Origin of the sequence: Sporosarcina sp. YIM B06819, from assembly GCF_033485175.1 — a bacterium.
GTDB lineage: Bacteria > Bacillota > Bacilli > Bacillales_A > Planococcaceae > Sporosarcina.
Genome location: NZ_JAWLIQ010000016.1, coordinates 59,108 through 78,514, shown reverse-complemented (window position 1 = coordinate 78,514; position 19,407 = coordinate 59,108). Strand labels below are relative to the sequence as shown.

24 protein-coding genes are annotated in these 19,407 nt (G+C 42.0%); 7 read left to right on the top strand and 17 right to left on the bottom strand.

Going from position 1 to position 19,407, the window contains the following annotated elements:
- Positions 1–4: 4 nt before the first annotated feature.
- Genes R2B72_RS12335 through mnhG form a run of 3 tightly spaced genes read left to right on the top strand, consistent with a single transcriptional unit; the run spans position 5 to position 1,129 of the window.
- Positions 5–484 (top strand): Na+/H+ antiporter subunit E, encoded by a 480-nt coding sequence (locus tag R2B72_RS12335; protein ID WP_318616884.1) that lies wholly within the window; start codon positions 5–7, stop codon positions 482–484.
- A complete protein-coding gene (locus R2B72_RS12330) occupies positions 481–762 on the top strand; it encodes a Na(+)/H(+) antiporter subunit F1 (protein WP_318616883.1) in 282 nt (93 codons plus the stop codon). The genes R2B72_RS12335 and R2B72_RS12330 overlap by 4 nt, the downstream gene beginning before the upstream one ends.
- On the top strand, positions 746–1,129 hold the full coding sequence (gene mnhG, locus R2B72_RS12325; protein ID WP_318616882.1) for a monovalent cation/H(+) antiporter subunit G: 384 nt from the start codon (positions 746–748) through the stop codon (positions 1,127–1,129). Before R2B72_RS12330 ends, mnhG begins: the two co-directional genes overlap by 17 nt.
- Before the next feature lie 48 nt (positions 1,130–1,177).
- Here mnhG and R2B72_RS12320 read toward each other — a convergent pair whose 3' ends face one another.
- Complete coding sequence (locus R2B72_RS12320; protein ID WP_412177839.1) at positions 1,178–1,462, bottom strand: hypothetical protein; 285 nt, start codon at positions 1,460–1,462, stop codon at positions 1,178–1,180.
- A 61-nt stretch (positions 1,463–1,523) separates the two neighbouring features.
- Positions 1,524–3,035, bottom strand: coding sequence for a leucyl aminopeptidase (locus tag R2B72_RS12315; RefSeq protein WP_318616880.1), 1,512 nt, complete (start codon positions 3,033–3,035; stop codon positions 1,524–1,526).
- Positions 3,036–3,191: 156 nt separating this feature from the next.
- Here R2B72_RS12315 and R2B72_RS12310 point away from each other — a divergent pair, with 156 nt between their 5' ends.
- Positions 3,192–3,668 (top strand): divergent PAP2 family protein, encoded by a 477-nt coding sequence (locus tag R2B72_RS12310; RefSeq protein ID WP_318616879.1) that lies wholly within the window; start codon positions 3,192–3,194, stop codon positions 3,666–3,668.
- Positions 3,669–4,072: 404 nt separating this feature from the next.
- Here the strand turns inward: R2B72_RS12310 and R2B72_RS12305 are convergent, their stop codons facing one another.
- The 4 genes from R2B72_RS12305 to R2B72_RS12290 all read right to left on the bottom strand — a co-directional run bounded on the left by R2B72_RS12305 (position 4,073) and on the right by R2B72_RS12290 (position 6,884).
- Positions 4,073–4,399 carry a YuiB family protein gene (locus R2B72_RS12305; RefSeq protein WP_318616878.1) on the bottom strand — a complete coding sequence of 109 codons (327 nt, stop codon included), beginning with the start codon at positions 4,397–4,399 and terminating at the stop codon, positions 4,073–4,075.
- Positions 4,400–4,498: 99 nt separating this feature from the next.
- Complete coding sequence (locus R2B72_RS12300) at positions 4,499–4,996, bottom strand: NUDIX hydrolase (RefSeq protein ID WP_318616876.1); 498 nt, start codon at positions 4,994–4,996, stop codon at positions 4,499–4,501.
- Positions 4,997–5,069: 73 nt separating this feature from the next.
- The gene (locus R2B72_RS12295; protein ID WP_318616875.1) at positions 5,070–6,284 is read right to left on the bottom strand and encodes an NAD(P)/FAD-dependent oxidoreductase; all 1,215 of its coding nucleotides are present in this window, start codon (positions 6,282–6,284) and stop codon (positions 5,070–5,072) included.
- A gap of 237 nt (positions 6,285–6,521) precedes the next feature.
- Positions 6,522–6,884 (bottom strand): iron-sulfur cluster assembly accessory protein, encoded by a 363-nt coding sequence (locus tag R2B72_RS12290; protein WP_318616874.1) that lies wholly within the window; start codon positions 6,882–6,884, stop codon positions 6,522–6,524.
- A 521-nt stretch (positions 6,885–7,405) separates the two neighbouring features.
- Here R2B72_RS12290 and R2B72_RS12285 point away from each other — a divergent pair.
- Positions 7,406–8,119, top strand: coding sequence for a DUF2225 domain-containing protein (locus R2B72_RS12285; RefSeq protein WP_318616873.1), 714 nt, complete (start codon positions 7,406–7,408; stop codon positions 8,117–8,119).
- Positions 8,120–8,205: 86 nt separating this feature from the next.
- Here R2B72_RS12285 and R2B72_RS12280 read toward each other — a convergent pair whose 3' ends face one another.
- Positions 8,206–8,442 carry a NifU family protein gene (locus R2B72_RS12280; RefSeq protein WP_203247966.1) on the bottom strand — a complete coding sequence of 79 codons (237 nt, stop codon included), beginning with the start codon at positions 8,440–8,442 and terminating at the stop codon, positions 8,206–8,208.
- An 85-nt stretch (positions 8,443–8,527) separates the two neighbouring features.
- Between R2B72_RS12280 and R2B72_RS12275 the strand changes: the two genes are divergently transcribed.
- Positions 8,528–8,860, top strand: coding sequence for a YuzD family protein (locus R2B72_RS12275; RefSeq protein WP_318616872.1), 333 nt, complete (start codon positions 8,528–8,530; stop codon positions 8,858–8,860).
- Between the two features lie 442 nt (positions 8,861–9,302).
- On the opposite strand, the gene R2B72_RS12270 is transcribed toward R2B72_RS12275, so the two are convergent.
- The gene (locus R2B72_RS12270; RefSeq protein ID WP_318616871.1) at positions 9,303–10,370 is read right to left on the bottom strand and encodes an NAD(P)/FAD-dependent oxidoreductase; all 1,068 of its coding nucleotides are present in this window, start codon (positions 10,368–10,370) and stop codon (positions 9,303–9,305) included.
- Positions 10,371–10,554: 184 nt separating this feature from the next.
- Here R2B72_RS12270 and R2B72_RS12265 point away from each other — a divergent pair, with 184 nt between their 5' ends.
- On the top strand, positions 10,555–10,791 hold the full coding sequence (locus R2B72_RS12265; protein WP_318616928.1) for a YuzB family protein: 237 nt from the start codon (positions 10,555–10,557) through the stop codon (positions 10,789–10,791).
- 340 nt (positions 10,792–11,131) lie between these two features.
- Here the strand turns inward: R2B72_RS12265 and R2B72_RS12260 are convergent, their stop codons facing one another.
- From R2B72_RS12260 to R2B72_RS12220, 9 genes are all read right to left on the bottom strand, one after another.
- Positions 11,132–11,893 (bottom strand): TIGR01457 family HAD-type hydrolase, encoded by a 762-nt coding sequence (locus R2B72_RS12260; protein ID WP_318616870.1) that lies wholly within the window; start codon positions 11,891–11,893, stop codon positions 11,132–11,134.
- Positions 11,894–11,895: 2 nt separating this feature from the next.
- Entirely contained in the window at positions 11,896–12,345 is a 450-nt protein-coding gene (locus R2B72_RS12255; RefSeq protein ID WP_318616868.1) for a DUF86 domain-containing protein, read from the bottom strand.
- Between the two features lie 410 nt (positions 12,346–12,755).
- Positions 12,756–13,067 (bottom strand): YutD family protein, encoded by a 312-nt coding sequence (locus R2B72_RS12250; RefSeq protein WP_318616866.1) that lies wholly within the window; start codon positions 13,065–13,067, stop codon positions 12,756–12,758.
- A gap of 218 nt (positions 13,068–13,285) precedes the next feature.
- Positions 13,286–14,233 (bottom strand): lipoyl synthase, encoded by a 948-nt coding sequence (lipA, locus tag R2B72_RS12245; RefSeq protein WP_318616864.1) that lies wholly within the window; start codon positions 14,231–14,233, stop codon positions 13,286–13,288.
- Between the two features lie 202 nt (positions 14,234–14,435).
- Positions 14,436–15,143 (bottom strand): ABC transporter ATP-binding protein, encoded by a 708-nt coding sequence (locus R2B72_RS12240; protein WP_318616927.1) that lies wholly within the window; start codon positions 15,141–15,143, stop codon positions 14,436–14,438.
- Positions 15,136–15,924, bottom strand: coding sequence for an ABC transporter ATP-binding protein (locus R2B72_RS12235; protein WP_318616863.1), 789 nt, complete (start codon positions 15,922–15,924; stop codon positions 15,136–15,138). Before R2B72_RS12235 ends, R2B72_RS12240 begins: the two co-directional genes overlap by 8 nt.
- Positions 15,914–16,864 carry a branched-chain amino acid ABC transporter permease gene (locus R2B72_RS12230; RefSeq protein WP_318616862.1) on the bottom strand — a complete coding sequence of 317 codons (951 nt, stop codon included), beginning with the start codon at positions 16,862–16,864 and terminating at the stop codon, positions 15,914–15,916. Before R2B72_RS12230 ends, R2B72_RS12235 begins: the two co-directional genes overlap by 11 nt.
- A 13-nt stretch (positions 16,865–16,877) precedes the next feature.
- Positions 16,878–17,753: a branched-chain amino acid ABC transporter permease gene (locus R2B72_RS12225; RefSeq protein ID WP_318616861.1), complete on the bottom strand. Its 876-nt coding sequence runs from the start codon at positions 17,751–17,753 to the stop codon at positions 16,878–16,880.
- A 272-nt stretch (positions 17,754–18,025) separates the two neighbouring features.
- Positions 18,026–19,222 carry an ABC transporter substrate-binding protein gene (locus R2B72_RS12220; RefSeq protein WP_318616860.1) on the bottom strand — a complete coding sequence of 399 codons (1,197 nt, stop codon included), beginning with the start codon at positions 19,220–19,222 and terminating at the stop codon, positions 18,026–18,028.
- Between the last annotated feature and the right edge of the window lie 185 nt (positions 19,223–19,407).

Sequence of the window (19,407 nt, the reverse complement as noted above, 5' to 3'; positions counted from 1 at the left end):
TGCGATGGCTTTCCAACTATTATTAAACTTTTTCATCGCCACTGTTTGGATGTTCATGAGCACTTCAATGACTGCTTCAACGTTCATCGTTGGGTACTTGATTGGGCTTATTTTAATCATCGTGATGAGACGTTTTTTCAATGAACGACTATATATTTGGCGGCTATGGGCAACTGTTAAATTAACGCTCATATTCTTCAAAGAACTGATCCTGTCAAATATCTCTGTGTTACGCTTGATTTTGCAGCCAAAGATGGATATTGAACCGATGATTTTTGCTTTACCGACCGACCTGAAACACGACTGGGAGATTACACTATTATCCAGCTTAATTACATTGACTCCTGGAACTCTCGTCCTCTATGTGTCGGATGATCAAAAAACGCTCTATATCCATGCGATTGATGTCGATGATGTGGATGAAGCAATTGATTCCATCAAAAACTCTTTCGAAAAAGCGATTAAGGAAGTGAGCCGCCCATGATGACATTCATTTGGATTTGTCTCATACTTGTCATCTTGTCGATTTTTGGCCTACTGTATCGTGTGTACTTCGGTCCATCCACACCCGATCGACTTATTGCACTCGATGCGATTGGTGTCATGTTGATTTCTGCCATCGCCTTGTTATCGATTTTGTTCGATACTGGATTTTTCATCGAGGTCATCTTACTGATTGCGATTATGTCGTTCATCGGGACTGTATCATTCTCCAAATTTATTGAGAAAGGAGAGATTATCGAACGTGACCGTAATCGCTAATATACTCATTGTTTTGACGATCGTTGTCGGCATCCTTTTCACTATCGTGACCGTTGTTGGCATCTTGCGCTTACCTGATGTTTATACACGGGCGCATGCCGCTTCTAAAAGCGCCACGTTGGGTGTACTCAGTATTTTGTTAGGGGTATTTCTTCACTTTTGGTTGATCAAAGGAATCTTTAGCATTCAGCTGATTCTAGCGATTGCCTTCTTGTTCATCACCTCTCCGATTGGCGGGCATCTCATGAGCCGTGCTGCTTATATGTCTGGTGTCAAACCAACTGAACTCACTGTGGGTGATGACCTAGCCAAGGTTGTAGCTGATGTAAAACGAAACTACTCAACATCCCATTCAGAAAAAGATTAAAAAGAACGCATGACAATCGGATTTCCGACAGTCATGCGTTCTTTCTTGTTAGTATGGTCCGAAACCGCCATACGGTGGATATCCGTAACCATACGGTGGGTATCCATAGGGCGGATAGCCATACGGTGGATACCCGTACGGTGGATAAGCATATGGTGGATAACCACCATAACCTCCTCCATACCCTGGAGATAGCGCTGATCCTAGAAGACCACCAGCAAAGCTCCCAAGAAACGGTATACCGAAGCCACCAAATCCACGTCCAATACCATCAAAGCCGCGCCCGAAACCACGTCCAACTCCGCCGCGACCACCATTATAACCTCTAGGCATCTGCATCCCCCTTCCACCTATCCTATTCATATAGGGCGGGCGGGAAAGAGACAATTGCCCATTAGTTCTCTAGTTCAGTATCTGCTAGTCGTTCAACCAATGTCGCCAAAGTTCGCACCATCACGCCTGTTGCTCCTTTTGGTCCTAAATCATGCGCAGCAGCCGCGTCTGATGTCCCTGCAATGTCTAAGTGAATCCAAGGTGTATCACCCGCAAATTCCCCCACAAAGCCCCCACCGAAGATCATATGCCCATCACGGCCCGGTGAATTGTTCAGGTCAGCTACATCGCTTTTACGAATTCTTTTCTTATCACTTTCCGTTAACGGCAGTCTCCAAACGAATTCACCGGTCTCAATAGATGCTTGCATAAATTCTTCAAAGAATGCTTCATCATTCGTCAGCGCTCCTGTTTTATCGTTACCGAGTGCGACGATGACGCCACCTGTTAATGTTGCTACGTCAATCAGGTAATCTGCTCCGGATTGTTTCGCATACGTCACAGCATCTGCTAGCACAAGGCGCCCCTCAGCATCTGTGTTAAGCACTTCAATCGTTTTTCCACTCAATGATGTAATAACATCATCCGGCTTAAATGCATCTCCAGACACCATATTATCCGTCGAACCAATGACAGCAATGACATTTTTCTGCGGACGCAACTCCCCAATGATAGCCATGGCACCAAGGACAGCAGCCGCGCCACCCATATCCCCTTTCATGCCAACCATTCCTTCACGAGGTTTCAATGAATAACCGCCTGTATCATAGGTGACGCCTTTACCGACTAAGCCAACGACATTTTCCCATTGCTCTGTCGCCGCATATTTCAGTACAATAAGCTTCGGCTCTTCTACAGACCCTTGATTGACTGCAAGGATGGCTCCCATGCCGAGCTCTTCCATCTCTTTTTTCCCGAGCACTTCGATATCGAAATCATATTTCTCCGCAAGCTCGCGTGCATAATCCGCCATTTTAGTTGCTGTTAAAATATTTGGAGGCATATTGACTAAATTACGGGCTTCATTGACGGCATTGGCATATACTTTTCCTACTTCACAAGCCGCTTTCAATTCATCCTCATCTGCTGAAGATAAGATCGTTAAAGCCTCGATTGCTACATCACGCTCATTTGAGTCCGTGCGGTAGCCTGCAAACTTATACGTTCCAAGCCCAATGCCTTCTGATGCCGCAAATGCAACATCTTCACAAGCTAGCTTGTCATTTGTAAAAGGAGCCGTCCAAACTGCAACAGAAACCGCTTTCACGCTCGCTAATTCTTTACCGATTGCTGCAAATGCTTGACGCAGGCGATCTACCGTCAAAGCCTTCTGCTCACCGAGCCCAATAAAAAATACACGCTTATAACCCCGCTCTTCGATGGCAGGCATTGAAACAATTTTATTGAAAGTCGTTTTAACATCTCCAGATTTAAGCCATTCTGGTAAACGTGAGCTAAAAGAACTGACGAATCCATCCCAGCCGACAGTATTTTCTGGATGTTCCGGAACACCTATAACGAGGACATCTGCTGCTACTTGGTTAAAATCTGGTTTTACAATAATTGTTTTCATTTTACTGGCCTCCAATTTTTTCATACAATCCTTATTATATACCAAATTTTCAGCCCTTTGTAGGAATTCATTCGGAAGTCGTACTATTTTGTTTTTGTCTGAATGCTTTGTGGTATAATTGTTACACCATTGAAAATTTTAAAGGGGTGGATACAAATGGCTATATTCCAAAACATTCCGCTCCTGGCGGCATTATTCGGGATCGTCTTTGCACAAATCGTCAAGATCCCTATCTATTTTCTTCTTAGCGGCAAGCTCGATTGGAAACTGATGACATCAACAGGCGGCATGCCAAGCTCGCATTCTGCGGCAGTGACAGCTTTGACAACTGCAATCGCTTATGAATCAGGACTGGGTTCGCCCCTCTTTGCCGTCTCCGCCATCTTCGCCGTTATTGTCATGTTTGACGCGACGGGAATCCGTTATCAGGCGGGACAACAAGCGCTAATTATCAATCAAATGCGGTTAGACTTCCAAACATTTGTTCAAGAAGCAAAAGGCTGGCAACAAAAAGACGGACAACAAAAAATCCAAGAGCTCAAAACATTACTCGGTCACAAACCAAGCGAAGTATTTGCAGGCGCTGTAACCGGTATCCTCATCTCTATCATTATCTATTCATTTATCGTATGACAAAAAAGCCATGTCACTTCCGGAGTAATTCCTCTGGAAATGACATGGCTTTTTGGATGCGACCGCGGGTAAATTTTTGAAGTCGCCGGTAAATCCGGAAACTCGCCGGTAAAAAATAAAACCACCACAACTCAATACGTTGTGGCAGCTTCTAAATTTATCAAACACGCCTCGGCGTGTTTGCGTCCAGATTTTGAATTGAGCTTGGGGCTTACAGGATGTAGGTCATGCAGTCGTTGCGAATCGAACTGCGTAGGGTTCGATTTGCCGTATTTCTGTGCTTTTTGCAGAAATTAAGGCACATAATTAGGAAGTCGCGAACTTAGACTGCCTTAACTCCTTTCAAAATCTGTGACATCCGCCGGAGGCTTTAAGAGGGTGGAATCGAACTTCATTCCTCCCTCTTAAAACATCTGATAACCTTGCTTTCTCAAAATCTTCATAACAAATCCTGAAATGATGGCTCCAACGAGACCACTTGCTAAAATAATAATGTCAGCCATATGAAGTGCCATCACTTTTTCTCCAAGAAGTTGAAATGCATATTTTGGCTTTGTGAAGTATTCATACATCTTCACTTCATCAATAATCAAGACGACGATAATTGGATAAATGATAGCCATTAACCATGTCATGCGAAGAAGCATATTTAATAGAAATCCGATACCAAAAAACATAACCATGAAAATCAGTACGGATAAGACGACGTGCGTCAGTGAAATGGTTCCCAAAGTAATTACCTCCGTTTTCCATTCATTATTTTACATGAATGAGAGACGGCTTTCAACAAATCACAACCTATTTTCCAATTTATCATCTCTTACAAGTGACTATTTTTTAAAAAATAGTTTATACGACGTATAGCCAAAACTATCGCCGGGCGTAATATCGACGATTTCATCTAATCCCGACTCAATCACTTTTTCAGCCATCTCCAAAATCATCAAAGAAGAATCCTTATCTTGTTTCAACTCTAGTGGACTTTTCCACACCGCTTCAGAAATCTCTCTGAGCTGTGGAATCAAAAGCTGATCTTCTGATGTCGGTCTCAGAAGAAATATCGCCATATTATCACTGATTTCTCCATTCAATACACCAGTGCGAAAACCAATCATCCCTTCCAAACGACTATCAATGCCCGTTTCCTCTTTGACTTCACGAATGGCTGCATCATCTGCTGTTTCATTACCATCCACAAAGCCAGCAGGAATTGACCATTTCCCTTGAAGTCCCCCATAAGTTTTACGCACAACGAGCCACTGTCCTTCACTATTCACCACAAGCCCCGCCGCTCCAAGCCAGACATTTCCCCGTTTATTCCGTGACATTATGTACAGTCCTTTCCAAAAAAGCACCTGCTGTCAGAAGACAAGCAGATGCTTTGTAAATGTTTTAAACGATTTATAGGAAATTAAATTTCCCTTTTTTAATTGTTAGACCTACTCCACCGATTAGGAATAGTGAACGGTTATCAACCACTTTTTTCATGAATGAAGCTTTTGCTCCTGTCAATTTCTTACCAAATACTAGACCGATTGCATCGTCTTCACCAAGTGAACAAACGCTACCTTTCAAGTCTGGAACGAACGCTGATGTTGCTTTACCTTGAATAAGCGCGATAATATTGTTTGCACACATATCACCTTGTTGCATAGCAATTTGCGCTGTTGGTGGGTATGGACGATTAGCTTCTTCGTTAATCATCAATGCACAGTCTCCAACGATAAATACATCAGCATAACCTGGTGCACGAAGATCTTTATCAACTTTAACACGTGCGCGCATGTTTTCGATGCCAGATGATTCGATCAAACGGTTACCACGTACACCCGCAGCCCAAATCACCGTACCAGCTTTGATGAATTCAAACTCATCTTCGCCTTTTTTAATGTTAACGCCTTCTTCAGTCGCTTCAACAACCGGCGTACCGATTGAGAATTCGATGCCTTTTGATTCCAATTTAGCTACAGCATATTGGACAAGCTCAGGATCAAATCCAGGAAGAACCATTGGAGCTGCTTCTACGCAAAGTACGCGTACTTTGTCAGCTGGCACGTCGAACTCTTTGCAAAGTTCAGGAACACGGTTTCCAAGTTCACCAAGTAACTCGATTCCAGAGAATCCTGCACCACCAACAACGATTGTTAGACGGCTATCGTCTTTCTCTTCTTCAAGAGACCATGTTGCAAATTGGTATTCGATATGTTCACGAATTTGGCGAGCTGCTTTCACGTTCGCCATTGAAAGTGCATACTTATCAAGTCCAGGAATACCGAAAGTTTCACCTTCGAAGCCAAGAGAAATCACAAGATAATCGTATGTATGTGTACCAACATTTGTCGTTACAATTTTGCCCGCAACATCGATTGCTTGTACTTCTGCTTTGATGAATTCCACTTTTTGGCTATTGATAACACTTTTAATGTCATAACGAACTTGTTCAGGAGACAATGTTCCAGCAGCCGCTTCATGAAGCCATGTAGATTCATAGTGATAATCATTTTTGTTAATAAGGACAACATCTGCTTCGTCTGTCCCAAGTGATTTTTGCAAATTCACGACTGTAGATAAACCGCCGTACCCTGCACCTAATACTAAAATTGTCGGTCTTTTCACGAAGATCGAAACCACCTTTAAATTTTTTATGTGCCCGGCCCTCGTGAAATCAACTACACCGACGATTTACACAGTCCTGGCCTTTGTCATTTGTTCGACAAACTTCTATCTCTTATAGTAGCCCTTTTGAAACGGCATTTCAATACTATAATTGAAATACAAAATGTTTGAAAACATAGACTAATTATCCATAGCAAAAACAGCCCCTTAACAATACTGTCAGGGGCTTAACAATAATCAGCAATCAGCTGGAGTTCCAGCTTTCTGCGCTGTTCTAAATGATGTACCGCACCCACATGAAGCAATTGCATTGGGATTATTTATGATAAATCCGCCCCCCATGAGGGACTCTTTATAATCAACTTGTGTACCGTTAAGAATACCGGCATCTTCGCTTGAAACAAGGATTTGTAAACCATGCTGGACTAACAGCTGGTCCTCCTCAGACTTTTCAGTTTCAAAACCCATTCCGTATGTCAATCCGCTGCAGCCTCCGCCATTAACAGCAACACGTAAAAATGAACCTTCTTCCCCATTATGGCGCATCATTTCTTTAACATGAAATGCCGCTGCCTCAGTAACTTCAACAACTTGTGCCATTTGCGTTCACCTTCCCTTTGTTTTCTTCTCTCCATCATAGCAAGGAAATTAACCTTAACGCAATTATAATTACTCGTCTAATCAATTACGCCCCGGCGTAATTGCGTGCAGAATTTATATTGCACTTGGTGCCAACAGGATGTAGGTTATGCATTCGTTGCGAATCGAACTGCGAAGGGTTCGATTTGCCGTATTTCTGTGCTTTTGCAGAAATTAAGGCACATGATTACGACGTCGCGACCTTAGACTACCTTCCTTAACAACTCCCTTCAAAATCTGTGACATCTGCGGGCCGACAGGGGGGGAAGGATTGAACTGCATCCTTCCTTGTCAGTCATGCAACCGTTGCAACAGACGTGACGTACTTAGGTTGCCTACCTCTTAATTTAATTCAACAGTTGTTTGAACACCCAAAGATTTGAATGAGTACTTAGTTTCATATCGCAATTTACAGAAGTAGGGGACTTCTGCTGGAGTAAGTTAAGACTTTTGCGCTATAATAAGGTTGATAGTATGAAAGGATGATTCGATTGGAGATTACCCCTTATTACGGTAAAAAAATAGCGTGTCTCAATTGTAAAACAGATTTTATCACCACAAAAGTCCGGTCAAGATTTGTTCGAGTCACATCACACGAGAGCGATTTTAAACCAGTTTATTCAGACCCTGAAATCAAACCTCTCCTTTATAATGTTGCAGTCTGCCCACAATGTGGCTTCTCATTCACTGATGAATTTGCACCTTATTTTGCTCCAGGTACAAAGGATGACATATTAAATAAAATTACAGCACAATGGAATGGCCGATCATTCGGAGCGGAACGTGATATCGATGAAGCCATCGAAACGTATAAGCTTGCCTACCTAAGCGCCATGCTAAAAAAAGAAAAGGCATTGTCAATGGCAGGGCTCACTTTACGCGTTGCTTGGTTATACCGCGACCAAGGTAAACAGGAAGAAGAACAACGTTTTATGAAAATTGCTAGAGACTTATATGTTAATTCATATTCTGAAGGTGATTATGCAGGCACCCAAATGTCTGAATCGAGAGTCCTTTATATCATCGCGGAACTATCTTGGAAAATCGGGGATAAGGAAGAAGCCATTCGCCACTTCTCTCGCGTCATTGAAGGTCAACGTAGCTCAACAGAGCCGCATATTATTAAAATAGCCAAAGATCGTTGGCAGGAAATTCGAGAAATACAATCACGAAATGCGGAGGGCGCCCAGAGCTAGACGGAAAAAGCGGACCCAAGTTCGGCCCGCTTTCATTTCAATATTCAAATTCGCCGGAGGCCAAATTTAGCATAGACGATGCTAAATTAGAATACTTGCTCCACTTCAACAACACCTGGCACTTCTTCAAGAAGCGCACGTTCAATACCTGCTTTTAATGTAATGGTTGAGCTTGGGCATGTTCCGCAAGCGCCGAGAAGGCGAAGTTTCACGATACCATCTTCAATATCAACCAATTCACAGTCGCCTCCATCACGCAATAGGAATGGGCGTAATTTATCTAATACTTCTTGTACAGGTTCAGTCAACATTGTATCTGTCATTGTTTTTAAACTCCCCTTTCATTATACTGATTATAAACTGCCATTAAGAAAAAATCCAATAATGCGTCGAGAGGAGATCGTTAAATTGAAAAAGAACAAACTAAGCATTGAAATTTATGGAGCAGAGGTCGTCTGTGCCAGCTGCGTCAACGCACCTTCTTCCAAAGATACTTACGAATGGTTACAGGCTGCTATTGATAGGAAGTATCCCAATCAGCCTTATGATATCCACTACATCGATATCGATGCAGAAGATATTGCAGACGACAGACAAAGCGCAATTGTGGAGCAAGTACGCAATGACGAATTTTTCTATCCACTTGTTATGATTGAAGGCGAAATGATTGGCGAAGGTTATATTCAACTAAAACCAGTATTTGCCGAGCTTGAAAAGCATGGCTTTGTGGCACAAGCGTAACTTAAAAACGGTCATTCCCTGTACTTAAGGGAATGACCGTTTTTTGATGGGATTTAATCCGTTTTTATCACAGTCAACAACGTAATCGGGTAACCTAACAACGTTTGCTACAAACTATGCAACGTCTAATGAAATCCTTGCAACGTTTCCGCGAAACTATACAACGTTCAGAGGACTAAACAACGTAATCAGGCAACCTAACAACGTTTGCTACAAACTATGCAACGTCTAATGAAATCCTTGCAACGTTTTCGCGAAACTATACAACGTTCAGAGGACTAAACAACGTAGTCAGGAAACCTAACAACGTTTACTACAAACTTTGCAATGTCTAATGAAATCCTTGCAACGTTTCCGCGAAACTAAACAACGTTCAGAGAACTAATAAAAAAAAAGAAATCCCTTATCCACAAATTTTTTGTGAATAAAGGATTTTTTGGAATTAGCCATTATGCCATTTATACATCCACAATACGCCTGATTTCAACAGTCTCGCAATACGTCCTGTAACGGTACGGTCAGCAAGATAAGCAAAGCCTTGCTTCTTCCCTAATGAACCAAGGAAGCCTTTTAGCTTAATCTCTGGCATCTTGTCTGGCAAAGCTTCCCCGCTCCATACCGCGCGCAATATCTTGACAATCTGTTCCGCCTGTTCTTCTGCAACCTGAGCACTTGGTGCGTAAGGCAAAGAAGCACAGTCCCCTACAATATAGACGTCGTTATATGCGGGCAACTGATGATACATATTGAGAACAACACGACCCGAATTATCTTTTTCAGTATCAATATTTTTTACCGCAGCAACAGGACGAATACCTGCCGTCCAGACAACTGCATCAACCGGAATCGTTTCTTCATGATTATATAAAGCATTTGGTTCTACTTTTGTAATATTAGAATTCGACACAACATCTACATTATTATCGTCAAACCAGCCTTTGACATAATTACTCAGCCTTTCAGGGAAATCGCGTAAAATCCGTGGACTACGATCGAATAATTTAATATTCAAATCAGGTCTGCTTTCACGCAATTCACTCGCGAGTTCTATACCACTTAAACCAGCACCAACGATACCAATTGTTGCGCCTGCTCCGAAACCAAGAATTTTTTCATGAGCAATTCTTGACTTACCGATAGTTTGGATACTATACGTGTATTCGGCTGCTCCTGGTACATCATGATAATTATCTTCACAGCCAAGACCAATCACGAGCTCATCATACTTAATCTGTACGCCATCATCGAGATAGACACATTTTTCATCCGGTCTAATTTCAATAATTTCACCGCCAACCACTTTCAATCTGTCGTGGATAGGCAATGCAACACGGACCTCTGAATCTGATACCGTCCCAGCCGCCAGTCCATAAAATTCCGTTTTCAAACTGTGGAAAGGAGTCCGATCGACAAGTGTGATTTCAATATCATCTGGAAGATCTTTCGTCAATAAGCGCAGCATAATACGCATATTTCCGTATCCAGCGCCAAGTAGTACAAGTTTTCTCATAGTTTTTCTCCTTCATAATCCGTTAATTCGTTATTTTCTCAATCTGATTATAGCAGTTTGTGACAAACTTCACAATGAGTCATCAGAAAGTAAATCTTCATTTCATTAGCTAACTTTGATAGGACAGGGGAATTGACGTGTGGCGGAAAAAGGAGTAGGATTCCAAGTGAGTGAGGTGATCGCCATGAATCCGATTGTCGAGTTTTGTATAAGTAATATTGCAAATGGTTCACAAGAAACTTTCGAAACATTGGAAAAAGATCCGAATCTTGACGTTCTTGAATATGGTTGTCTAAGCTATTGTACAAAATGTATGAACACACTGTACGCAGTTGTCAATGGTGAAGTTGTCGAAGCCGACACACCTAAAGAACTGACTGAACGTATCTACCAATTCATCGAAGACAATCCGCTCTTTTGAGCATTATAGCTAACCGCCTATGTAAGGCGGTTAGCTTTTTATCTAAATTCAGCTGAATACCCCACTTCCATAATTGGTAAGATGGATATAGGAAACTTTTCATTCAATTGGTATTCCAATTCCCGCTGAATAAGGAGGAATGCAGTTCAATTCCTCCCTGATAAAGCCTCCGGCGGATGTCACGGATTTTGAAAGGAGTTAAGGAAGGCAACCTAAGACCGCCATGTCCTGTGGCAACAAGGAAGGATGCAGTTCAATCCTTCTCCGTTGCATGACCAGCCTCGTGCTGGCCTCAAGCTCGATTCAAAATCCGGACGCAATCACGCCTTAGCGTGATTGATTAAGGCCATTCCAACAACGATTGAAAATGATACGTCGGCTGCTGTTCTTTCAGCAAGACGTCCTCACTAGATGTCACCCCACCTGCCACATGGAGCGTATCGATGCCAAAGCGAATTCCAGCTTGAATGTCGGTGTCATAGTTATCACCCACCATAATCATCTCTTCCTTACGATAACCGTTTTCTTGCTGAATGAAACCTAACATATACGATTCTGGTTTTCCAACAAATATCGGTGATTTGCCCGTCGCCGCCTCCATCAATTGGACAAACGAGCCATTCCCCGGGACAAGTCCCCGTTCTGTCGGAAATGCTTTATCACTATTTGTTGCAATGAAATGAGCACCTGCACGTAGAGCAAGACAAGCCGCTGCCAACTTATCATAAGTTATACCGCGATCGATTCCCATAATAACCACGTCTGGCTTGTCCATCGTAAGTTCAATCCCCTCAGAAACCAATGCTTCTTCCAATCCATTTTCACCAATCATCAGTACAGATGCCCCACTATAATTTTCCTTACAATATTTAGCTACCGCAATGGCAGATGTCATAATATGAGCAGTATCTGTTTGAATGTCAAATGAAGCCAGCTTTTCTTGAAGCTGCAAGCGTGTCATCGAAGAATTATTGGTTATAAAATAAGGATTGATGCCCCGTGCTTGAGCGCTAGCGATAAAAGACACTGCCTCTGGAATCGGTTCAGTCCCACGGTAAACTGTCCCGTCTAAGTCGAGGCAAATTGCTTTATAGTGATCCATCTTTATTTATCCTCAGGTAAAAATGCAGATACTGGACCTAGTTCGTTTTCAAGATAATAACGGACTTTGTTTGGAAATTCTTGAAGTTCCCCTAATGTGTCATGAAGGACTTTATTAATTTCAGCGATATCCACTTCCGTGAATTCACGAACAATCATTTTTCGCAGGTCGATTACCCGTTTTAACGGCCCAGCCATTTCAGTCGTTACCACACGTTCATCTTCCATAATGTCAATAATATCCTCGTAACTGCCCGGGTCACGCATGATAAAACCATCAATCATCGAGTTACCGACGTCAATAACCGATTCAATGATGACTTGTGCGATCCGCTCCAATGCGAGTGAACGAATTTCATCATCCGCCCACCTACTCCCACTTTCATATACCCCAAGTAAATATTCCATATGATCAAGCGCTTTATTAATTTGATTTCTGTCAACAAAGTACACAGACTGTCCCTCCTGATTGTTATGATTAGCTTTATGTATCCTTTACTATAATACCATATCTACATGAATTGAAATAAGGAACTCATTGATTACACACTAGACACGCTGCGTACAGTGCCCGTGTCCACTAGACGAGTCTAAGGTCCCGAAATGACGATAACTCTGTCCAATTGATCGATAACTTAGCGGAAATGATCGATAATGACTTCAAATTGATCGATAACCTTCGGCAAATGATCGATAAGTTCAATTGTGTTTATCGTGGAATGGAAAGCAGCCTTTTGGCTGCTCAAAAAGTTTGTGAATACTATCTTTCCGGACAGCCCAAACCTTCTTCCTAGAGTATTATTCTCTAACACCCCATAGAAAAGACTCGCACATGGAGTATAAAAATCCACGCGCGAGCCTTGTCATTCAGCAACTTCTTCAATTAACGTATCTGGTTTGATACGCTCTACTTTTTTCAAAACGAAATATGCACAGCCAAAATTACAGTATTCATACAGGTAATCCTGTAAAGTACCAATCTTTGTTTCATACGTTGCTTTCTGGTTCGTATCCTCGAAGAAGCCTTTTAACCGAAGTTGCCCATATCCCCAGTCGCCCAGTATATAATCATACTTCAGCAGGACATCACTATATCGCGCAAGAAGCGCTTCTTCATTGAAACCATCACGAAAATTCGTCACGACCTCAAACTGCCAATCATCTAATTTTATCATTCATTTCACCGCCAATTAATCGATTACGCCTCTGCGTAATTGCGTCCTGTTTTTGAATTTTGCTTGTGCCCGCAGGATGCGGGTATGCAACCGTTGCCGCAGGACGCGGCGAACTTAGGTTGCATACCACAATTCCCTTCAAAATCTGTGACATCCGCAGAAGGCTCAACAGGGAGGAATTGAACTTCATTCCTCCTCAATCAGCAGGGCTTGCCGATTCAAGTTGATTGCAGTGCCGATTCTAATTCCACATCACCCTGACGCTGTCTTTCCTTAGCTGCCGCATTTACCTGCTCATCCGCATGGTAACTTGAACGCACTAATGGACCCGCTTCACAGTGTGAAAATCCTTTGGACATTGCAATTTTTCTTAACTCACCGAATTCTTGCGGTGAGTAGTATTTCTGTACTTTTAAATGCTTTTTCGACGGCTGTAAATACTGACCGATTGTCATAATATCCACTTTATGTGCTCGTAAATCATCCATCGTTTCCAAAATTTCTTCATGCGTTTCGCCAAGACCAAGCATCAAAGAAGATTTTGTCGGGATTGTTGGTTGCATTTCTTTCGCACGCAGTAGCAACTCGAGTGAGCGATCATATGTTGCTCGAGCACGAACTCTCGGTGTGAGGCGCCGTACGGTTTCTATATTATGATTCAGAATATCCGGCTTGGCATCCATCAGACGCTTTAGATTATCATAATCTCCACCCATATCTGATGGTAGCACTTCTACAGTCGTAAATGGGTTTTTTCGACGTATCGCACGAATGGTTTCAGCAAAAACTGCAGATCCACCATCTTTTTGATCATCACGCGCAACAGCTGTTACGACGGTATGCTTCAAATTCATGAGCGCAACAGAATCTGCAACGCGTTCCGGTTCCGCCAAATCGAGTTCAGTTGGCAATCCCGTTTTAACCGCACAAAAGCGACAGGCACGTGTACAAACTGCTCCAAGAATCATGAACGTTGCCGTGCGACGCTCTCCCCAACATTCATGGATGTTGGGGCAACGAGCTTCTTCACAAACTGTATTCAAATTATTCTCTCGCATCAATTTCTTGAGTCCCACATAATTATCATTCGTATTCAGCTTGATTTTTAGCCAATCTGGTTTTTTAATATGTTCTGCTCTCGTTCCTTGTTCCGGTCTGCACGACACGACGATCTACCCCATTCCCACAATTTAGTGCGATATTATTTAAAATGTAATGAAATGTTTAAGACATATGGTATTGATTTCATTGCTATTGTCAATGTATCATATATTCAGACTTCAAACAACCAGCAGAAAGAGCGGCTGCCCCTTGAATTTGTGGGTCAACCGCTCTCTTTTTCGATTCAAACATATCTACTAATAATCGTCAATGCCCACCAAGATAAGCATTTTTTATTTCTTCACTCGCTTGTAATTCTTCGGCAGTCCCCGACAGGATCACTCTACCCGTTTCAATGACATACGCCCGATCCGCAATTGATAAAGCCATGTTAGCATTTTGTTCGACAAGTAAAATCGTTGTGCCTTCTTTATTAATATCCTTGACGACTTCAAAAATCGTTTTCACCATTAGTGGCGCCAAGCCCATGGATGGTTCATCCAATAATAATAGCTTTGGCCTCGCCATAATCGCTCTTCCCATCGCCAGCATCTGTTGTTCTCCACCAGATAATGTACCGGCAGATTGCTTGCGCCGCTCATGTAAGCGCGGAAAAATCTGATAGACTTTTTGAAAATCCTGTTGAATCCCGGCTTTATCTTTGCGTAAAAATGCACCTAATTCAATATTTTCCTCAACGCTCATATCTGCAAAGACGCGCCTTCCTTCCGGCACGTGCGAGATTCCAGCCTTAACAACGTCTTGAGCCGGCTTTCCTGCAATTGACGAATTCAAATAAGTGATAGAGCCTTCTTTCGGCTTCAATAAACCCGATAATGTTTTCAACAATGTGCTTTTCCCAGCTCCATTAGCACCAATCAATGTAACAATTTCGCCTTGATTTACTTCCAATGAAACGCCTTTTAAGGCATGGATACTTCCATAATAGACATTGATGTTGTCAATTTTAAGCATGCTCATCATGGACCTCCTCCCCTAAATAAGCCTCAATTACTTTTGGATTATTACGGATTTCTTCAGGAGTTCCTTCAGCAAGAAGCACACCATGATCCAATACGTAAATACGCTCACAAATCCCCATCACTAAGTTCATATCATGTTCAATTAATAAGATGGTCAAATTGAACTCTTTGCGAACAAAAGCGATGAGTTCCATCAATTCCTTCGTTTCCTGCGGGTTCATCCCAGCGGCAGGTTCATCGAGCAACAACAGCTGCGGTCCCGCCGCTAACGCCCTGGCGATTTCCAGTCTCCGCTGTTTTCCGTAAGCTAAGTTTTTTGCATGTTCATCTTTGTATTTGTCCAACTGAAAGATTTTCAAAAACTCCATTGCCTTCTCTTCCATCTCTTTCTCACCAGAAAAGTGAGTAGGAAGACGGAACATGGAACTCATTACTGAATGCTTCGCTAACGAATGATAAGCCACTTTTACGTTATCCAATACAGACAATTCATTAAACAACCGGATATTTTGGAATGTCCGACTAATTCCTTTGCGTGTAACCTGGTACGGGGCCATGCCATTAATACGCTGCCCATTCAGTAAAATTTCACCTTCGGTTGGCGTATAGACTCCCGTTAACAAGTTAAAGCTCGTTGTCTTACCCGCACCATTAGGTCCAATCAATCCAATTAGCTCACCTTGTTTGATTTCCATATTGAAATTCGCAACAGCTTTTAGTCCACCAAACTGTATACCGACATCTGTGACTTTTAGTAACGGTTCACTGGCCATGTTTGCTGCCCCCTTTCGAACCTCTCCACAGCTTGAAATAATCTGTGATTTCCATCGTTCCCATTAAACCTTTTGGACGATAGAGCATGACAATGATCAGGACTAAGCTATAAATAATCATCCGTGTTTCAGGATAACTTTGTAGGAATGTAGAAACAATTGTCAATAATATAGTAGCTACAATTGCACCTGACAAACTTCCTAGTCCGCCTAATACAACATAAATTAAAATATCAATTGATTTTAAAAACCCGAAGTTAACAGGCTGGATAATATAGAAGTTATGGGCATACAACGCACCGGCAATACCGGCAAAGAAAGCACCAATCGCAAACGCTAGAACCTTATAGTAGGTTGTATTAATACCCATAGCATCTGCCGCAATTTCATTCTCACGAATGGAAATACATGCTCGACCATGTCGTGAATTAGTAAAGTTCACAATGATTACGATTGTCGCGAATAGGCATATAAATGTGTACGTCCAATTCGTTAAATGCGTGACCTGCATGCCCGCCGCTCCACCGACATATTCAATATTCAAGAAAATAATTCGAATGATTTCTGCGAAACCAAGCGTAGCAATTGCTAGATAATCCCCGCGTAACCGCAAACTTGGAATCCCGATGATTAATCCGGCAATCGTTGCCATTACACCCGCTGCTAAAATGGCAACTAGGAATGGTAATTGCAATTTCATAGTGACAATCGCTGATACATACGCACCAACTGCTAAAAATCCAGCATGCCCTAGTGAAAATTGTCCCGTAATCCCAATGACTAAATGCAAGCTGACGGCTAACATAATATTGATTGACATAAAAACAAGAGTATTGATATAAAAATCATCCAAAATTCCCATGTTGATGAGAAGTTGAACAATGGCATAGGCAGCAATAGATGAGCTGATAAATATCCAAAATTGTTTTGACTTTTTCATAATGTCCTGTCACCTACACTTTCTCACGCGTATTTTTACCAAAGATGCCTGACGGTTTGAAAATGAGTATTAAGATCAAAATGATGAATGCCGCAGCGTCTCTCCAAAGCGAGAAGCCGATCGCACTTACAAATGTTTCTACCACCCCAAGCACAAGCCCACCGACCATTGCCCCTGGAATGATACCAATTCCACCAAGAACAGCCGCTACAAATGCTTTCAAACCGGGAATAATCCCCATCAACGGATCAATCTTTGTATAATAAATACCGAAAATAACGCCTGCAGCTCCCGCTAGTGCAGAGCCAATCGCAAATGTCGCCGAGATTGTGTTATCTACATTAATGCCCATCAATTTTGCAGCTTCACTGTCATAAGATACCGCTCGCATCGCCTTCCCAATTTTCGTTTTATGTACAATAAATTGAAGGATAATCATCAAGCCAATCGAAACAGAAAGAATTAAGATGGACTGGCTACTAATTTGAGCACCAAAAAAAGCAAATGACTTATTCGCAAAAACAGCCGGATACGCTTCTGGTTGTGCTCCGCGCATATAGATGAAACCATTTTGAATCAGCAAAGATACTCCGATTGCAGTGATTAAAACGGCAATTCGTGTCGCATTCCGCAATCGTTTGTAGGCAATTCGTTCGATGATAACCCCAATGATTGCACAACTTGTCATTGCAACTAGCAAAGCTGGAAACAGCCCAAGCCCCCATCCAGCAATACAAAAATAGCCGATGAATGCTCCAATCATAAAGACTTCCCCGTGCGCAAAGTTAATGAGTTTTATGATTCCATAAACCATTGTATAGCCCAATGCTATTAACGCGTATATACTTCCGAGTGAAATACCGTTTATCAGCTGCTGTAACCATTCCATGCATTTTTCACTCCTTTTTTATTCTAAGATAGGCTTCAATCAATTACGCCTTGACGAAATGGCATCCAGATTTTGAATCGAGCTCGATTAACTCCTTTCAAAATCTATGACATCCGCCGGAGGCTTGGGCCTGCACGATGCAGGTCATGCAGGCGTTGCCACAGGACGTGGCGACCTTAGCCTGCGTTCCTCTATTGTTCCGCAGTGATCTTCAGCTGAACAAAGATAAAAAAGAATGAGAGGATGACCTCCCCCCATTCCTAGTATTTGAATTAAGGATTTACTTTTGTTTTAAATTCTTGCTTACCGTTTTTATATTCAAGAATCGTAGCAGATTTGATAGGGTGGTGATTTTCATCTACTGAATATAAGCCAGTGACAAGTTCAAGATCCTTCGTTGTAGCTAAAGCATCTTTAATTTTCACTGAATCTGCTCCACCTGCACGTTTGATAGCGTCAGCTAGTAGGTAAACTGTGTCATACCCAAGTGCGTTAAATGCATCTGGTAATTTGCTATATTTCGCTTCGAATTTATCATTGAATTCTTGGATGATTCCATCTGTATCTTCAGAAGAGTAGTGATTTGTCGTGAATGTATTGTTCAACGCTTCTGCACCAGCCAAGTCTAGTAAAGTTGGAGAATCCCAACCATCTGCGCCCATAAGTGGTACTGTAATACCCATTTCACGCGCTTGTTTAACGATCAATCCAACTTCTTCATAGTAACCTGGAATCAGAATGAATTCTGGATTTGCCGCTTTAATACGTGTTAATGTTGAGCGGAAATCAGAGTCTTTTGCAATGTATGATTCTTCACTAACTACTTTACCACCCGCTGCTTCAAAATCTTTTTTGAATGATGCTGCAAGACCTTTTGAGTAGTCACTTGAGTTATCCGAGTAAATCGCAGCATTTTTCACTTTCAGTTCGTTTGCTGCAAAGTTCGCTGCAACAGTCCCCTGGAACGGATCGATGAAAGATGTTCGGAAGACAAATTCATTGACGCTGCCATTTTCTTTAACCGTTACTGTCGGGCTTGTACCAGATGGGCTGATTATAGGTATTTCTTTACTATTAGCAATATCAGCTTGTGCAACTGTTGCACCACTTGTCGCCGCTCCGATAATTGCCACGACTTTATCTTTATCGATTAATTTTAGTGCTGCACTCGTTGCTTCTGCCGGGTCTGATTTGTTATCGACCTTTACTAAGTCAATTTTCTTGCCATCCACTCCGCCAGCTGCGTTGATTTCTTCAACAGCTAATTCAATTCCAGCAAGTTCTGATGTTCCATATGAAGCAACAGCCCCCGATAATTCTAAGTTAATCCCAATCTTAATCGAGTCGCCACCCTCGCCGCCTGCGCTTGAGCTATCCCCGCCCGTTTTCTCTCCAGCACCACATCCTGCTAGTAGTCCAACTGCAAGAGTTGCTGTGGCAAATATACCCGCGAATTTTTTCAATTTCATTTGAAATCCCCCTTTTTATTTACAATTCAGATAATTAAAGACGTAATGCTATAAATCCTAGTTTCCCCCTCTTATTCTCTATTTCTAAAACAGAGAATTAAATGTTTAATACTTTCAGATTGTTTGTAATCTTATTGCTAGTATATATACCTGATTGATTATTGTCAAAACATTTTTTTATCCAA

Bases quoted from the DNA above. Each gene is read 5' to 3' on its own strand.
- R2B72_RS12315 (WP_318616880.1), bottom strand. From the start codon at position 3,035: ATGAAAACAATTATTGTAAAACCAGATTTTAACCAAGTAGCAGCAGAT.
- R2B72_RS12290 (WP_318616874.1), bottom strand. From the start codon at position 6,884: ATGGCACAAGTTGTTGAAGTTACTGAGGCAGCGGCATTTCATGTTAAA.
- R2B72_RS12240 (WP_318616927.1), bottom strand. From the start codon at position 15,143: ATGCTTAAAATTGACAACATCAATGTCTATTATGGAAGTATCCATGCC.
- R2B72_RS12265 (WP_318616928.1), top strand. From the start codon at position 10,555: ATGAATCCGATTGTCGAGTTTTGTATAAGTAATATTGCAAATGGTTCA.
- R2B72_RS12220 (WP_318616860.1), bottom strand. From the start codon at position 19,222: ATGAAATTGAAAAAATTCGCGGGTATATTTGCCACAGCAACTCTTGCA.
- R2B72_RS12300 (WP_318616876.1), bottom strand. From the start codon at position 4,996: ATGTCACGGAATAAACGGGGAAATGTCTGGCTTGGAGCGGCGGGGCTT.
- R2B72_RS12230 (WP_318616862.1), bottom strand. From the start codon at position 16,864: ATGAAAAAGTCAAAACAATTTTGGATATTTATCAGCTCATCTATTGCT.
- R2B72_RS12330 (WP_318616883.1), top strand. From the start codon at position 481: ATGATGACATTCATTTGGATTTGTCTCATACTTGTCATCTTGTCGATT.
- R2B72_RS12225 (WP_318616861.1), bottom strand. From the start codon at position 17,753: ATGGAATGGTTACAGCAGCTGATAAACGGTATTTCACTCGGAAGTATA.
- R2B72_RS12285 (WP_318616873.1), top strand. From the start codon at position 7,406: ATGATTCGATTGGAGATTACCCCTTATTACGGTAAAAAAATAGCGTGT.
- R2B72_RS12250 (WP_318616866.1), bottom strand. From the start codon at position 13,067: ATGATAAAATTAGATGATTGGCAGTTTGAGGTCGTGACGAATTTTCGT.
- R2B72_RS12270 (WP_318616871.1), bottom strand. From the start codon at position 10,370: ATGAGAAAACTTGTACTACTTGGCGCTGGATACGGAAATATGCGTATT.
- R2B72_RS12335 (WP_318616884.1), top strand. From the start codon at position 5: ATGGCTTTCCAACTATTATTAAACTTTTTCATCGCCACTGTTTGGATG.
- R2B72_RS12260 (WP_318616870.1), bottom strand. From the start codon at position 11,893: ATGGATCACTATAAAGCAATTTGCCTCGACTTAGACGGGACAGTTTAC.
- R2B72_RS12280 (WP_203247966.1), bottom strand. From the start codon at position 8,442: ATGACAGATACAATGTTGACTGAACCTGTACAAGAAGTATTAGATAAA.
- R2B72_RS12235 (WP_318616863.1), bottom strand. From the start codon at position 15,924: ATGGCCAGTGAACCGTTACTAAAAGTCACAGATGTCGGTATACAGTTT.
- R2B72_RS12310 (WP_318616879.1), top strand. From the start codon at position 3,192: ATGGCTATATTCCAAAACATTCCGCTCCTGGCGGCATTATTCGGGATC.
- R2B72_RS12320 (WP_412177839.1), bottom strand. From the start codon at position 1,462: ATGCCTAGAGGTTATAATGGTGGTCGCGGCGGAGTTGGACGTGGTTTC.